The sequence below is a fragment of the Sorangium sp. So ce1153 genome (assembly GCF_051521595.1).
Taxonomy (GTDB): Bacteria; Myxococcota_A; Polyangia; order Polyangiales; family Polyangiaceae; genus Sorangium.
The window spans coordinates 1,878,589-1,893,461 of record NZ_CP150361.1 but is presented as its reverse complement, the minus strand read 5'-3'; the positions used below and the strand labels follow the sequence as shown (position 1 = coordinate 1,893,461).

Annotated in this window: 11 protein-coding genes; 4 read left to right on the top strand and 7 right to left on the bottom strand. The window is 71.8% G+C overall.

The window, feature by feature from the left end; translation table 11 throughout:
• Window positions 1-120: 120 nt before the first annotated feature.
• Together WME85_RS06800 and WME85_RS06795 are read left to right on the top strand one after the other, a co-directional pair.
• Window positions 121-1,371, top strand: a complete 1,251-nt coding sequence (locus WME85_RS06800) for a PAS domain-containing protein (protein ID WP_437836283.1) — start codon at window positions 121-123, stop codon at window positions 1,369-1,371.
• An 86-nt stretch (window positions 1,372-1,457) separates the two neighbouring features.
• On the top strand, window positions 1,458-2,564 hold the full coding sequence (locus WME85_RS06795; protein ID WP_437836281.1) for a substrate-binding domain-containing protein: 1,107 nt from the start codon (window positions 1,458-1,460) through the stop codon (window positions 2,562-2,564).
• 144 nt (window positions 2,565-2,708) lie between these two features.
• On the opposite strand, the gene WME85_RS06790 is transcribed toward WME85_RS06795, so the two are convergent.
• The gene (locus WME85_RS06790; RefSeq protein WP_437836279.1) at window positions 2,709-3,536 is read right to left on the bottom strand and encodes a hypothetical protein; all 828 of its coding nucleotides are present in this window, start codon (window positions 3,534-3,536) and stop codon (window positions 2,709-2,711) included.
• 71 nt (window positions 3,537-3,607) lie between these two features.
• Window positions 3,608-4,570 (bottom strand): STAS domain-containing protein, encoded by a 963-nt coding sequence (locus WME85_RS06785; protein ID WP_437836277.1) that lies wholly within the window; start codon window positions 4,568-4,570, stop codon window positions 3,608-3,610.
• Window positions 4,571-5,108: 538 nt separating this feature from the next.
• On the opposite strand from WME85_RS06785, the gene WME85_RS06780 reads away from it, so the two are divergent.
• Window positions 5,109-6,257, top strand: a complete 1,149-nt coding sequence (locus WME85_RS06780) for a hypothetical protein (protein WP_437836275.1) — start codon at window positions 5,109-5,111, stop codon at window positions 6,255-6,257.
• 61 nt (window positions 6,258-6,318) lie between these two features.
• Here the strand turns inward: WME85_RS06780 and WME85_RS06775 are convergent, their stop codons facing one another.
• Together WME85_RS06775 and WME85_RS06770 are read right to left on the bottom strand one after the other, a co-directional pair.
• Window positions 6,319-7,671 carry an MBL fold metallo-hydrolase gene (locus WME85_RS06775; RefSeq protein WP_437836273.1) on the bottom strand — a complete coding sequence of 451 codons (1,353 nt, stop codon included), beginning with the start codon at window positions 7,669-7,671 and terminating at the stop codon, window positions 6,319-6,321.
• Between the two features lie 445 nt (window positions 7,672-8,116).
• A complete protein-coding gene (locus WME85_RS06770) occupies window positions 8,117-8,320 on the bottom strand; it encodes a hypothetical protein (protein ID WP_437836271.1) in 204 nt (67 codons plus the stop codon).
• A gap of 463 nt (window positions 8,321-8,783) precedes the next feature.
• Between WME85_RS06770 and WME85_RS06765 the strand changes: the two genes are divergently transcribed.
• On the top strand, window positions 8,784-10,679 hold the full coding sequence (locus WME85_RS06765; protein ID WP_437836269.1) for a glycosyl hydrolase: 1,896 nt from the start codon (window positions 8,784-8,786) through the stop codon (window positions 10,677-10,679).
• A gap of 90 nt (window positions 10,680-10,769) precedes the next feature.
• Here the strand turns inward: WME85_RS06765 and WME85_RS06760 are convergent, their stop codons facing one another.
• From WME85_RS06760 to WME85_RS06750, 3 genes are read right to left on the bottom strand one after another with little or no spacing between them, the layout of a single operon-like run.
• Window positions 10,770-11,147, bottom strand: a complete 378-nt coding sequence (locus WME85_RS06760; RefSeq protein WP_436625487.1) for a response regulator — start codon at window positions 11,145-11,147, stop codon at window positions 10,770-10,772.
• Between the two features lie 36 nt (window positions 11,148-11,183).
• Window positions 11,184-11,720 (bottom strand): chemotaxis protein CheX, encoded by a 537-nt coding sequence (locus WME85_RS06755; RefSeq protein ID WP_437836267.1) that lies wholly within the window; start codon window positions 11,718-11,720, stop codon window positions 11,184-11,186.
• On the bottom strand, window positions 11,717-14,617 hold the full coding sequence (locus WME85_RS06750; RefSeq protein ID WP_437836265.1) for a nitrate- and nitrite sensing domain-containing protein: 2,901 nt from the start codon (window positions 14,615-14,617) through the stop codon (window positions 11,717-11,719). The genes WME85_RS06755 and WME85_RS06750 overlap by 4 nt, the downstream gene beginning before the upstream one ends.
• Between the last annotated feature and the right edge of the window lie 256 nt (window positions 14,618-14,873).

Below are 14,873 nucleotides of genomic sequence, written 5' to 3'. Positions count from 1 at the left end.
TCCTGGCGGCGCTCTCCTGACGACTTCCGTGCTCACCTGCCGGACGAGTCGAGTCGAGGACGTCCAGGCACCGCTGTCGCGCTGCGGTGTGCTGCCGTGATCTGACGAGGTGGTGTCGCGATGACGGAGACCAAGGCCAGCGAGGGGCACGAGGCGATCAGCGCGCGCGCCCAGCGCATGCTCGACGCGGTGCCGACGATGGTGTGTGTGCTGGACATCAAGGCAGCGCGGCTCACTGCCCACAACGCCGCGCTGGCTCGCGCGATCGGGTGTACGGGCGAGGAGCTGTCGGCGCGGGGCCTCGAGGCGCTCTCGTCTCGAATCCACCCGGACGACCTCGCGGGCATCGCCGCGCGCGCGGCGCGGCTCGCGTCGGCGCGGGACCTCGCGGTCATCGAAGGCGAGCTGCGCGCTCGCGGGCGCGAGGACGACGAGCGCGTCTTCGCGGCGCGCGCGGAGGTCTTCTCGCGGGGCGAGGACGGCTCCGCGCGCGAGGTGATCGTCTCCGCGGAGGACGTGACCGAGCAGAGGCGCGGCGAGCAGCGGCTCCGCGCGAGCGAGGCGCTGCTCGCGACGGTCTGCGAGCGCGCGCCGGTGCTCATCTATGCGAAGGACCGGGGCGGCGCGTACCTCGTGGCGAGCCGGTCGCTGGAGCAGCTCGTCGGCGTCGCGCCGGGCGGCATGCTCGGCAAGACCGACAGGGACTTCTTTCCGCCGGAGGTCGCGTCCATCTACAACGACGTCGACGATCACGTGCGCCAGGGCGGCGCGCCGCTCGACGCCGAGGAGACCGCCCCGCACGCCGACGGCGAGAAGACCTTTTACTCGGTCAAGTTCCCGCTCGAGGGCAAGGGCATCCCGGCGGGCTCGGTCGCGGGGATCTCCGTCGATATAACGCGCGTCAAGGCGGCGGAGCGCGAGCGCGAGGCGGCGCGGGACCAGCTCATCGCGGCGCAGCAGGACACGATCCGGGAGCTCGTGACGCCGCTGCTGCCGATCGCCGAGGGGGTGCTCGTCATGCCGCTCATCGGCCACTTCGACGGTCCGCGCGCGAGCCGCATCATCGAGACGCTGCTCCACGGCGTCGAGCGACACGCTGCCCGCATCGCGATCCTCGATATAACGGGCGTCAAGACGGTGGACGCGCACGTCGCGGAGATGCTGGTGCGGGCGGCGCGCGCGGCGGGGCTGCTCGGGGCGAAGGTCGTCCTCACCGGCATCCAGCCGGCGATCGCGCGGGCGATGATCGAGCTCGGCGTCGACCTGCGCGGCGTGGTCACGGCGGGGACCCTGCACGGCGGCATCGCGTATGCGGCCCCGGCCGGGCTGGCGCGAGCCGGCGACGAGCAGCGCCGCTCGCCCAGCGAATGAGGGACCTGCGCCGGGCGCGCACGGCCGCGCGCCGTGGTTCTCGTCACGATAGAACGCGTCGATTCATGTGAAAGAGGAGGGGATTCATGCACCATCGCGCCATCTCTGCGGGCATTCTCCTGTCGACCGGCCTGCTCGCCTGCGGCGAGAGCGACGTCACGACGGGCGCCCCGGTGACCATCGCTTACATCACGCACAACAAGTGCAATCGGTTCCACGATCTCGGCCGGGAGGGCGCGAGGCAGGCGCGGACGGAGCTGGCGACCACGAGCACGCGGCCGGTCGAGGTGCTGATCATCGATCCCGAGTGCCCGGAGCTCACGGCGGACGGCAAGCCGAAGGACGCGAACGATGCCTGCTATTTCTCCCGGCCGCAGATGACGGTGCTCCGGGAGGTCATCGACAGGAAGGTCGACGCGATCTCCATCGATGTCTTCGACGGGGTCTGCGAGAACGACATCATCAACGAGGCGGTGGACGCCGGCATCAAGGTCGTCACGTACGGCGGCGACGCCCCGGCCAGCAAGCGCCACACGTACTACGGCATGGACAACAAGGCCGCTGCCGCTTTCCTCATGGATGCCCTCGCGACCATCAACGGGAAGACCGGCAAGGTCGCCTTCCAGACGATGATGGAGGAGGACGGCGACGGGGGCTACACGCCCACCGCGGCGGGGACCTTCATCGACCGGACCGCCGGCTTCACCGAGGCGCTGGCGAAGTACCCGGACATGCAGCGCGCCGTGAGCCTCCCCTGCCTCTGCTGCGACTACAAGGACCCTTTCTGCACGAAGCAGGCCCAGGTGGCCCTGGAGGATGATCCGGAGATCAAGGGGTTCTTCTTCTCCTATAGCAAGCTCCTCGGCGAGCCGAACCTCGCGGCCAACGCGCCGCTGCTCGCCGAGCGGGCGGAGGCGAGGACCATCCACTCGGTGGCCTTCGACACGCTGCCGGAGTACCTGGAGCCGATGCGCGCGGGATACGTGGACGTGCTCCTCGGCCAGAAGCTGTTCGGCTGGGGCTACGACACCGTCCTGCTCGCGTACGACCTGGCCACCACCGACCGGCAAGTGAGCGCGTTCACCGACGCTGGCTGGTACGTCGTCTGTCCGAACAACCTGGACGAGTTCGAGCGCAACACCCAGGCGATGGATTACCGGACGCCCCTGTCGAAGTGCAGCCTTCTCCCCTGATCCGGGGGTGCCCGGCGCGGCAGGCCACGTTGCGTGGCCCGCGTCGCGGTCGCTGGAGACGCCCGGGGGTCGCCGCAGCGCTGCTGCCGCGCGGCCCGAGCTGCGGTATCGCGGGCCGGATCGGCGCTGTCGCCCGCGGCGGGCTCAAAGGCAGGTGCAGAGCGGATCCCCCGCGACGCACCCGCAGGGCGCCTTGGCGCCCGGCGCGACGCCGCGGCGCGGGGGCTCTGCCTTCGGGGCCGTCGCGGCGGGCTCGGCCGGCGCCTCCTCGAGCCCAGGCGGCTCCTCGGCTGCGGGCGCCGGCGCCTCCGGGGACGCGGGTCGGGCGACGATGCCCATCACGGTGCGGCCGCCGGCGCCGGGCTGGGGGACGCTCTGCGGCGGCACGAGGCCGATGTCGGGCGCCACGTCCCGGGGCGGCGGCTCCACGAGGCTGCCCATGACGACGCTCGATGAAGACGAAGAGGAAGCGGAGGCGAGCGCCATCCCCGCGGCGAGCAGGCCGCCTCCCACCGCCGCGGCGGCCATGTTGCGGATGCGGCGCCGGTTCATGCCGACGGGACAGTCGGCCGTGAGCACCGTCCCGTCGGCGCGCAGGTAGAGCCGCACGCACATGTCGCCGGCGGCCGCGCGGACCAGCCGCTCCGCCTCGTCGCGCGGCATCTCCGACAGGTTGTAGACGTTCTTCTCGCAGTGCTGGCAGAAGCGCACCCGATCGTCGCCGGCCATCTCGTCCCAGCTGGCGTTGCACGGGCTCGCGACGCGGAGGCTGTCGAGCAGCGGGAGGCCGCGGCGCGCCGTGATGCCGTCGAGCCGCTGGCGCACCGTCGAGAGCTCCCGCTCCAGGCGCTGCTGGGCCTGCTGCAGGGCCGAGAGCTCCCCCACCCTCTCGTTGATGGCCGCGAGCTCCTCGACGAGCTGGGCGTGGCGGGCTTTGAGGGCGTCGGCGTCGTCTCGGTAGGGGGTGGGCATGCGCCTTGGACGACGGGCGGCGGCAAAAGTTTGGCTCGAGCCCGCCCGGCGGCCGCCAGACCGGCCCGCCGCTAGCGCGGCTGCTGGATCGCGAACGCGATGCCGCTCTGGAGCGACCCCAGCGTGACGATGCCGCGCAGATCCACGCCGAGCCCCACGAGGACCTGCGCGATCTCCGGGCGAATGCCGGTGAGGACCATCTGCGCGCCGAGAAGGCGCACGGCCCGCGCCGTCTGGATGAGCGCGTCGGCGACCTGTGTGTCCACGTTGGATACGCCCGTGATGTCGAGGAGGACCACCCTCGCCTGTGCGGTGCTGACGCCCTGGAGCAGCCGCTCCAGGACGGCCGCGGCGCGGCCGGGGTCCATCGCGCCGACGAGCGGCATGAGGACGGCGCCTTCGCCGATCCGGAGCAGCGGGGTCGACAGCTCGCGCAGCGTGGCGGCCTGGACCCGGATCACCTCGTCCTTGAGGCGCACGCGCTCCTCCTCGGCGCGCTTGCGCTCGGTCAGGTCCGCCGTCACGGTCGCCAGCGCCATCGGCTGCCCGGAGTCTGGGTCCTTGATCAGGAACGAGTTGTAGAGGACCGGTATTGGAGCGCCTGTCTTGAAGTGCCGGAACCTGAACTCCCCGACCCAGCGGCCGTGCTTCACTGTCTCGGGGAGGATGTGCTCCACGGCGTAGGTCAGATCCTCCGGGAAGAAGAAGCTGCTGATCGTCACGCGCTCCAGCTCGTCTGCCTCCAGGCCGACGAGCTGCATTCCCGCCTCGTTGAGGAACTGAGCCTTTCCCTCCATCGACGCGATACCGATGAAATCAGAGCTGTTCTGCGGCAGGGCGGCGAGCCGCTTCCGCTCGTCCTCGACCCGGGCGAGCCGCGCCTCGCGCTCGTACAGGGCCTGGAGCTCCCGCCTGTGCTCGGCCAGCTCCTCGTCGCGCCGGGAAAGCTCCTGCTCCAGCCGCAGGACATCGTCGCGGAGCGACCGCACCTCGCCGCTCACAACGCCCGTGTCGAGTCGGACATCCGTGCCCATGGCGCATCCACCTCTCGCTCTCGTGCTCGCGCAGCGCCGCGGGCTCGTCCTCTGCAGTCGACCATCGGTATCCCGCGATCGCCGGCCGGGCTGCCAGCGTGACACGCCGTGCGCCCGGAGCTCGATGAGAGTGTATGCGATGTCTCGCCCGCCGATCTACCGAGAAAGCCGCGCCGACAGCGCTGATTTGAGGCCCGGTGCTCGCCTGGGCACACTCCGTGTGGGCGCTCACTGACAAGAGTCGCTCGTACAAGCTTTGATGAAGGCTGCGCTGTCCGTCGCCTCGGCGGACGTGCGGCCTCTTCGCAACACGCGCACGACACGCCCTCTCTCCTGCACACGCCAGCCGAGCTCGCCGCACCCACAGAGTCGCGCAGGAAGCGGGGAGAGAGGAGCAGCCGCCGCTCGCCCCGCGATCCGGCTCGCGCGGCACGCGCTGCTCGGTCCGCCCTGGCGCGCGGCGACGGCCTCCACCCTGCGCCGCGCGCCGCGCCTGCTCGACCGCCTGGGCGCCCTCCCGCTGTGGTAGCCTCGCCGCATGACCAGCGCGACCGTGACGCTGCTCGGCGCTGCCGAGACGTCGCGTCCCCGGGCCTTCCGGGCCCGCGCCATCGAGTTCCTGCTGGTGGGCGGCGCGACGCTCGTGCTCTTCCCCCTCGCGTGGCTCCTGCGCCGGGCCGTCGGGCTCGATCCGGCGGAGCTCGCTGTCGGCTTCTTGACGTTCCACGCGGCGTCCTTGATCAACGACCCGCACTTCGCGGTGACGTACCTGCTCTTTTACAAGGACGCGCGGAGCCGCGCCCTCGGCGGCGCGCTCGCCCCCGTGCAGCGCGCTCGCTACGTCGCCGCCGGGGTCCTGGTCCCGCTCGCGCTCCTCGCGTGGGCGGCCGCGGCGCTGGCGACCGGCTCCGCGCGGACCATGGGCTTCATGATCCAGCTCATGTTCTTCCTGGTGGGCTGGCACTACGTGAAGCAGGGCTTCGGCATCCTGACGGTGCTCTCGGCGCGCCGCGGCTTCCGCTTCAGCCCGGCCGAGCGCAGGGCCGTCCTCGCGCACTGCTTCGCCGGCTGGGCTCATGCATGGGCGAGCCCGGCCGACCCGGGCCGGGAGGTCGCCGAGAAGGGCGTGATCTACACGTCGATCGCGCACCCGCCGGGGCTCGAGCTCGCCACCGGGATCGCCTTCGGGCTGAGCGCGCTCGCGCTGCTCTGGGCGCTCGCGCGCAGGTGGCGCGCCGAGCGGCGACTGCCGCCGATCGGTCCGCTGACCGGGTTCCTCATCACGATCTGGCTCTGGACCGTGTACTCGAGCCTCGACCGGCTCATGGTGTACATGATCCCGGCGCTGCACTCGGTCCAGTATCTGTATTTCGTCTGGCTGCTGAAGCGGAACGAGGCGCGCGAGGCCGAGGGCCCGCCGTCCTTCGGGAGGCCGACCGGCGTGCGCCTCGCGGTCCTGGCGGCGTCCGCCGTCGGCCTCGGCTGGGTCCTCTTCCGCGGCGCGCCCGCGTTGCTCGACGGCGCGCTGGTGCTGGGCGCGAGCGCCGGTGAAGCGACGGCCGATCTGGGCGACACGCCGTACTTCGCCGCCATCTACGTGTTCGTGAACATCCACCATTACTTCATGGACAGCGTGATCTGGCGCCGCGAGAACCCGGACACCCGGTATCTGCTGCACCCGGGGTGAGCCAGGCAGCGCGAGCGCCCGCGAAGCGCGCGCCCCCGCGCGTCGCCCCCCGCGGGCCGCCTCACGCCCTCCGTGTCACGGCCGCGCGCGCCGCGAGCCACACGGCCCCCGCTGCGGCGCCGAGCGCGGCGGCCGCGACGAGGGACGCCCGGAGCAGCGCACGGGCGTCCTTCTCCGGCCGGTGATCGGGCACGTGGGCGCGGACGGCGCGCGGCAGCACCCACACCTCGCTCCCGGGGCCCTCGCCGCCGATCGCGCGCACGGCGCGGGCGAGCAGGCTGCGAGGGCTCGTGCGGCTCTGCACCCACGGGATGAACCGGTGCCTGGGCACGTGGCCGGCGGCCTGCCGCTCCATCCAGGCGACGGCGCGCTGGAGCTCGACGGCGGCCGCGCGAGCGCCGCCGTCGCCTTCGAGGCGGTGCCACTCCCCGTGGCCGGGCAGGAGCCACGTGAAGCGGAGGTGGCCAGCCTCCGCCAGGGCGGCCAGGCGGCGCACGGAGCGGGTCTGGCGCTCCCAGTCGTCCCAGCACTGGAGCCGGAACGCCGTGATGTGGCCGAGCCGGCGCGAGTACGCGAGGTGATCGCCCGTGAAGAGGAAGCGGCCCCGGTACAGGAGGCATATCGAGCCCGCTGTGTGGCCGGGCTGGGAGAACACGGCCAGCTCGGCGCCGGCGAGCTCGGCGTCGGCGAGCGGCGCGCCCTCCAGGGTCATGGGCCCGGGGCGGTCGCGGAGCTGGACCTCCACGTCGCCGGTGGCCTCGTTGTGCTCGTCGCCGCGCGGGTTCACGTCGGCGGCGCCGAGGATGCGTCGGCAGCCAGGGAAGCGGGCCGCGAACTCGGCGTGGTGGCGGACGCTATCGCGGTGGGTGAGGAAGATCCACCGCACGCCGCCGTGCTCCTCGAGGAAGCGGAAGACCGCCTCGCTCGGTCTGGGCAGGTCCACGAGCACGCCGCCGCCCGGGCGCTCGATGAAGTAGGCCGTGGCGTTGAAGTTCTTGTCCGAGGGGTGGCCGAGCGTCCACACGTCGTCCTCGATGCGGCGCGGCCAGGTGCGGAACGGAGCGCCGAGCGCGCCGGCGGGGCGGGCGCGCGCGGCGGGCGGGCTGAGGCGCAATGCGTGGACCGGGCAGGAGGCCACGGCGGCGCGCGCCGCCTCGAGGTCGGCCTGGCTCCGCGGCTGGCGCAGGACGCCCGTGAACGACCCCTCGTCGTAGGAGCCCTCGAGCACGGCGAGACCGCGGCGCTCGATGTCCCCTCGCTCGCCTCTCGCTGGCTCCCAGTGGGCCGGCGAGACCTCGGCCAGGAGCTCCGGCGCGAAGTTCCTGCAAACGCCCGCGCCACAGCAGGCGCGCGTGACGTGCAGTCGCCCCCAGTCTCCCTCATCGACTCGCTCTCTGACGATGTGATTCGGCATGTTATCCATAGGGGCGCGCAGACTACCACGCTGCTCGCGAACAGGCATGTGCGCTCGGCGACGTATCCGGAGTCCGGGCGCGCCGCGGCTCTCGGGGAACAGCGCGAGGAACAGCGCGCGCCGCCTCTCCGGCGCGGCGCGGCGGCGCGCATGTCGCCTCGCCCCCAAAGAGCCATCGGAGAATACCTTACGCAGACACGGACTCCGGCGTTCACCGGATGGAGCTAAGGATTCAACTGGCGGCGTCCCGGGGGTTCTACGATGAGCCGAGGAGCACCTGAGGCATCCCCTCGAACTCTTCGAGAAATTCACAGGGAGGCGGGGAGACGGGGAGGGAAATCTTCGAATACTCCCTGCCTCCCCGCATGCCTGTCCAATTTCCTCGCTGAAAAGGGCTACAAATGAGTGGATTCCTCGGGAGGAGGGCGCCAGCGGGCCCCCGCCGTCAGGGCGTGAACATGCCCGTATAGCTCTGTGCCTGGGCGAAGGTCGCTCCTCGGTACCTGAACGGCGCCTCTCGCGTGTGCGTGCCCAGGTACGCGGTGACCTGCGCGCTGTAGTACCGCCCGCTCTCGAGCACGCCCGCCGGCACCTTGACCGTGGTCTCCGTCGTGTCGACGCCGAGCACGCTGGTGCGCTGGCTCAGCACGAGGACGGCACCACTAGCATTGAAGACCGAGGAGTCCACGTGCGCATCGTCCCGGTAGACGAAAACGGGCGGAAGCAGCACAAGCAGAAAATTCCGTCCTGACGCGTTTTCGTCGATCTCGCTCGGACGTGCGATCTGCGGTAGCAGCCCTGTGCGGCGCGGAGGGCGCGCCTCGCACGGCGCGATCCCCGGGCAAAACACGCTTTGGTAAACCGGTTAATTCGCTCGCGCGCTGGCGGCGGCCGTCCGGGCGTGCGCTGCCCTGGTGGCCGCTCGACGCGCGCTCCGGGCGCACGGGCCTCCTTGAGGCCCTTGACGCCCCGTCCCATCGCGCCGATGAGCGATCGGGTGAGACCGGCGCGGAGCTGGCGGCGCCTCGCCCCAGGACGTGGCTGCCATGACTGAACCGATTAACTCGCCTGTCCTCGCTTCCCCCACTGGCATCGCTCGCAGGGAAGGACGCATGAAAGTCATCCAGATCACCCCTCGATTCTTCGCCGCGCTCCTGCTGTCCCTGACGGCCTCGTGCGGCTCATCGGACAACGGCACCCCGCCCGGCGACACGCCGCCCGGCGACACGCCCCCGGGCGATACGCCGCCCGGCGACACCCCGCCCGGCGACACGCCCCCGGGCGACACGCCGCCAGGCGACACGCCGCCCGGCGAGGAGCCGGACTTCCCGGACACGCCGCGGGGCAAGCTGCTCGAGGACCTCTGGACGTCGTCGCGGGCCGGCAAGTTCCGGTTCGGCTATGAGAACGCCATCGTGTGGGGGCTCTACGACGCGGACGCGATGAAGCTCGTCTCGACCAACGACTGGTTCGCGAGCATCGCGGGCGCAGCCAGCCGCGGCGAGCGGGGCTGGGCCTCGGACGCCGGCGCCACCGTCGGAGAGAACCCCGGGCTGCTCGGCCTCTCGCTCGACGCGATGGTCTTCGATCCGGTCGCCTGGAACCGGCGCGACGTCACCGCGGACGCCGCCGTGTACACGCTGGAGCAGCCGGGCGGCATGGTGGCCATGGACTGGCACACACCCCCGTGCAACTACGACATCACCACCTCCGACTTCGCGGCCGACATCGCGACGCCGCTCGCCACGATCACGGTCGATGGTCAGGAGATCCCGATCCACGCCCAGGGCGGCGGCACCCCGTTCTACGCCGAGACCTATTACGCGCAATCCCTCGCCTCCAGCGCCGACATCCCCGAGAACCTGAAGTGCATCTGCAAGATCGCCAATGACCTGCCGATCGCGGAAGGGACGTACGCCGGGGTCTCGGCGCGCGACTGGCTCGTGGCCCACGCGAAGTACGTGGCCCGGTTCTTCCGCGAGCAGGGGCTCGACGGCAAGCCGATCGTCCTCAGGCCGTTCCACGAGCACACCGGCGGGTGGTTCTGGTGGGGTCAGCCGTACTGGAACTGCCAGGGGCTGCTCGGCGACGATCAGGCCGTCACCGGCCCCGACGCGTACCGCGCCGCGTACCGCACCTTCGCCGAGGCGATCCGCAGCGAGCCCGGGATGGAGAACGTGATCTTCGCGTACTCCACCGACAAGCTGCGGAAGCTGAGCGACAGCTCGGTGACGCCCGCCGAGGCGAAGGTCCGAGATCCAGAGAGCCTGTCCCGCGACATGCTCCGGGCTCGCCTCGTCGAGGAGCTCTCCGACCTCGGGGCGGCCTACGAGAGCCCGCCCCAGCAGGCGATCGCCGCCCAGAGCGGCGAGCCGACCTCCGAGGCGCTGCAGGAGTACTACCTCGAGGCGTATCCCGGAGACGACCTCATCGATATCCTCGGGATCGACCTCTATTACGTGTACGAGCGGGCGGCGTCAGAGGCCGACCTCGAGGACATGAAGCGAATGGCCAGCGCCGTCGCGGACATCGGCGCGGCGAGGGGCAAGCCGCACGCGCTCACCGAGACGGGCACCTACCGGCTGCACCTCCTCCACCGCGTGAGCAAGCTCGCGGCGGGCGAGTCGCTCACGCTCTACCCTGCGGCCCACGTGAGCCGGTGGTACGAAACGCTGTTCGACCAGGGCCTGCAGGCGGAGTTCCTGGCCAACTACGGCCTCGGCGCGGCGTCCGATATCGTGCTCTCCTCGGCCGAGGTCGCGGGCCTGTTCCCGGGCGCGGGCCAGGGTGCCGTCACGGAGGACTGGTACAACGAGCACCTCCTCGATCTCGCGAAGAGCGCCGGCGTCTCGTACGTGCTGACGTGGCAGACCTACTACGACGGCAGCGACTTCGACGACAAGGCCGTTTACTACTACGTCCCGTTCCCGGGCCACCCCGAGGCGGAGAACTTCCGTCGCTTCGCGGAGGACCCCGCTGTCTGCTTCGACGCGATGGCCTGCAAGTAGCTGTCGCGGCAGCCGAGAGCGCGTGAGTTTGCGCGCGTGGCCCACGCGCGCCCCGCCCGCCCGCCCGCGCGGCCGCCCGGCCGCGCGGCGTCAGGGCTCGCCGGCGAGCTTCTTCACGGCGGCGAGCAACAGATCCGGCTTGAACGGCTTGATGATCCACCCCTTCGCGCCGGCCTTCCGGGCCTTCTCGATGAGCTCGGGCTGCCCCTCGGTGGTGAGCATGAGGATCGGCACGCCGGACGCGAGGTTCTTGTCCCGCAGGCCCTGGACCATCTCGATGCCGTTCATCACCGGCATGTTCACGTCCGCGATGATCATGGCCAGCCCTTCCTTCTGGGCGGCGACCGTGGCGATCGCGTCCCGGCCGTTGTCCGCCTCCAGGATGCCGTAGCCCGCCCCTGACAGGAGGATGCCGACCTGCTGGCGCACCGTGCTCGAATCCTCGACGAGAAGAATCTTCTTGGGCATCTATCGTGTCTCCTTGGGCGCGTGCGGCCCCGCGGCTCAGAACAGCAGCACTTCGCCTTCGCGCTGCGGATCGGACGGGCTCGCTTCCTCGAGCTGCAGCGCCGTGTCCGGGGCGATGGCGTCGAACAGCACGGCGAGCCGGTCGGCCCCGGCGTCGAACATGAGCCGCCGGAAGCCCTCGCCCTGCTCCTCCCTGGCGCGCAGGTGCTCGCCGATCGCCGCGCTCGGCGTCGAGAGCACGATCACGAGCCCGAGCGGCCGCAGCCGGTTCTTCACCCGCCCGAGGAGCTGGTTGGCGAGCTCGCTCGCCCAGTCGCACACCATGTCCTCGTCGAGCGCGCGCTGCTCTCGCAGCGGGTGGCTGCGCTTGATGAGCGTCACCGGGGCGACGAGGGTCAGGCTGCCGCGGAGGTGATCCCCCGTGAAGCCGATGAAGGAGACCACCGCGTTGCCCGGCGTCGGCTCCGACGGCGCCTCCTCCAGCAGCCGGATCTCGACGCCGTTGTCGCGAAACAGGTGGACGCACGACGCCGCAAGCTCGCTGTAGATGCGGAGCCAGCTCTCCGAATTCATTCCGCTCTCCTCGATCGATCGCTCTGCATAGTCGGTGCGCTCAACTGCGCCACCCGGTCCGGTTGGCCCGCGCTCGGCGCGCCGCCTGCGCCGCTCGGCGGCAGGCCGCCTGCGCCGCTCGGCGGCAGGCTCGGGCTCGATCCGACGCGCGGCGCGCCGACGAGGAGCGAGCCTCGCCGGCTCGACGGCGGCAGCGACGCGGAGGACGGCGCGCCCGCGGGCGGGACGGTCACCTCGTTCAGCTCCCGGGGGAACCGGAACCGGAAGGTCGTCCCCTGGCCGAGCTCCGTCTCGGTCTCCACCCGGCCGGAGAGCCGGCGGCACTCGTACAGCGCGACGCCGAGGCCGACGCCGCGGCCGGAGACGTCGGTGACCTGCTCGGCGGTGCTGAAGCCGGGGGCGAACAGCGCGGCCTCGAGATCGCGCCTCGTGGCGCTCGGCAGCCCCACGGCGGCGGCCTTGTCGCGCACGCGCTCCCAGTCGATGCCCGCGCCGTCGTCGCCGATCTCGATGAGGATCTCGTCCGCCGTCGCGCGCGAGCGGAGCGTGAGCGCGCCGTTCGGCGGCTTGCCCGCGCGCTCGCGCGCCTCCGGCCGCTCGATGCCGTGGTCCATCACGTTGCGCACGACGTGGCCCAGCGCCTGCCACATCGCGGCGAAGCGCGACGAGGGGAGCCGGACGCCGCCGGCGTCGATGCGCACGTCGGGCCTCGGCTTGCCGAGCCGCCGCGCCAGGGTCTCTGCCTGGTCCTTCATGCGGTTGAACCGCACCTCGGTCCGCTCGTTGCGGAGCGACTCGAGCGCCCGCTCCAGCTCGGCGTGCTCGCGGCGCTCGCGCGCCATCTCGAGCAGGGCGTCGATCTCCTCGTGGACGACGTCGACGCGCGTGGCCTGCGCCGCCCCGGCGAGCAGGCCGCTCACGCGCGCGACGAACGCGCACCACGCGCCCTTCAGCGCGTCGATCAGCTGGTCGGGCGGCAGCGAGCGCTCCTCGACGACGAAGCTCTCGATCTCGTGCGCCACCCTCGCCACGCTCGTCACGTCCCAGAGCCCCGCGTTCCCCTTGATCGTGTGCACGAGGCGCATCACGTGGTCCACCTCGGTGACGGTCCGCGAGCTCACGGCGTCGACGAGCTTGCTCGTGTCGCTCACGAACCCGAGCAGGCCGAGCCGGTCCTTCACGGCGCGCTCGAACACCTGGATGTACTCGCGCTGCTGCTCGTACTCCCGCAGGGAGTCCATCGTCGAGGTGACGTCCGTGATCACCATCAGCGCGCCGTTGAACTGGCCTTCGCCGGTCAGGATCGGCTTGAACCCGAGCGTGAGGTGGCGGCCGTCGCGGAGCAGGGCCCTGGGGAGCTGGTCGAGGACGACCTCGAGCGGGAGGAAGTCCTCGCAGGCGGCCTCCCACCCCATCCGGAGGAACGCGCGGGCGCGGGGGTCGTGGCCGGCGACCCGATCGGCGAAGTGCTCCTCGACGGTCGGGGCGCCGAACAGGCGCTCGAAGGCGGCGGAGTGCACGGGCTCCATCGTGCCGTCGCGGTGGATGGTGACGAGCGCCTGGTCGACGTTGTCGAGCACGAGGCGCATCTCGCGGTTGCGCTTCTCGAGCTCGCACGTCCGCTCGGCGACGGTCGCCTCGAGGTTCTGCCGGTGGCTCTCGAGGGCCTCGTCGCGCGCCTGGATGCCCGCCAGCATCTCGTTGAAGGCGTCGGTGAGCGCCCCGAACTCGTCGTCGGCGGTCTTGCGGGCGCGCGTCGTGTAGTCGCGCGTCCGCCGGACGTGGGCCGCGGCCTCGCCGAGGACCTCGAGCGACCGGGAGAGCCCCCGCACGAGCACGAACGCGAGCGCGCCCGACATGAGGAGCACGAACGCCGAGACGACGATGCCGTCGCGCACCGTGCGCCGCGTGCCCTCGACCTTGTCCGCCGCGGCGCGCCGCATGCCGGTGAGCGCCTCGCGCTCGATCGTGGCGAGCCGATCGACGCGCCATTGCTGCGCGTCGAACCACGCGTCGTGATCGACGTTCAGCGCCTCCTCCGTCGACGTGATCGCGGCGGCGCGGAGCGCGTCGGCGCGCAGCACGTGCGCGTCCGAGCTGGAGGCGTCGTAGAGCGCCCGCGCCGACTCCGACGCGTTGGCGAGGAAGACGTCGTGGTAGAGCTCCTCTTCCGTCATCAGCGTCACCAGCGTCTTGAAGGCGCCGGGCTCGAACTGCGTCGACGCGAAGGCGTGCGCGAGCAGCGCGTGCTGGCGGCTGGCGCGCTCGGCGAACTCGTCCACGGCGACGAGCGACTGGATGCTGCGCAGGAGCTCGCCGTCGTCGCTCAGCTCGGAGAGCCCGGCGTTCGCCCGGATCAGGCTGACATTGATGCTGCCGAAGGCCTTCAGCACGCTGTCGAGCGACGCCGCCTTCGCGTCGGCCTGGCTCCGGAAGGCGCCGAGCGCGCCCACGTGGGCCCGCGCGTCCGCGAGGTTGCGGGCCAGCCGGGCCGGCAGCCCGGAGAGGTCGCGCGCGGCCAGGAACGCGTCGAGCTCGGCGAGGCTCGCGTCGGTGGCCGCCCGCGCGGCCCGGAGCTGGTCGCTCGCGCGCCCGAGCGCCGCGGCGCGCTGGAACGGCGGCGCGGTGCCCCGCGCGCCCTCGGGGTCCGTCGCGTCCTGGGGCCGGACCTCCAGCCCTTCCACCAGCGCGGTCCACGCCCGCTCCTTCTGCAGGGCGTGCAGCGGCTGCGCCATGATCGACGAGAGCTCTGCGAGGTCCTCGATCGAGCCGATCCCCGCCGCCTTCGCCGCCTGCTGCTGCGCGTCGCCGACGATCATCGCCGCGAGCAGCAGGGCCCCGGCGACGGGCACGCCGGCGAGCGACCAGAGCTTCAGTCGGATCGAGGCGCTACGCAATCTCTGCCTCTGCATGCACGCCCGTCCCCCCGGCGTGGCTCGCGCGCCAGGGAGGCCGCTCGCCTTTCGTGTGCTCCTCGACAGCCCGCTCCGCGCGGACGCCCGATGCCCCGCGCCATGCTCTCCCCTGAAGCACCGGAGGAATCGAACACCGCAAGCGGCCAGAGAGGCAACTCAACACGGCTCGTCGCCCCTTCTCGCGCACCATGTACGCCTCTCTGACTCGGGCTCTTTCTTTTTGCGACGTTTCACTTGC

Coding starts and splice junctions, on each gene's coding strand:
- WME85_RS06760 (WP_436625487.1), bottom strand. CDS start 11,147: ATGCCCAAGAAGATTCTTCTCGTCGAGGATTCGAGCACGGTGCGCCAG.
- WME85_RS06795 (WP_437836281.1), top strand. CDS start 1,458: ATGCACCATCGCGCCATCTCTGCGGGCATTCTCCTGTCGACCGGCCTG.
- WME85_RS06785 (WP_437836277.1), bottom strand. CDS start 4,570: ATGGGCACGGATGTCCGACTCGACACGGGCGTTGTGAGCGGCGAGGTG.
- WME85_RS06775 (WP_437836273.1), bottom strand. CDS start 7,671: ATGCCGAATCACATCGTCAGAGAGCGAGTCGATGAGGGAGACTGGGGG.
- WME85_RS06755 (WP_437836267.1), bottom strand. CDS start 11,720: ATGAATTCGGAGAGCTGGCTCCGCATCTACAGCGAGCTTGCGGCGTCG.
- WME85_RS06790 (WP_437836279.1), bottom strand. CDS start 3,536: ATGCCCACCCCCTACCGAGACGACGCCGACGCCCTCAAAGCCCGCCAC.
- WME85_RS06765 (WP_437836269.1), top strand. CDS start 8,784: ATGAAAGTCATCCAGATCACCCCTCGATTCTTCGCCGCGCTCCTGCTG.
- WME85_RS06780 (WP_437836275.1), top strand. CDS start 5,109: ATGACCAGCGCGACCGTGACGCTGCTCGGCGCTGCCGAGACGTCGCGT.
- WME85_RS06800 (WP_437836283.1), top strand. CDS start 121: ATGACGGAGACCAAGGCCAGCGAGGGGCACGAGGCGATCAGCGCGCGC.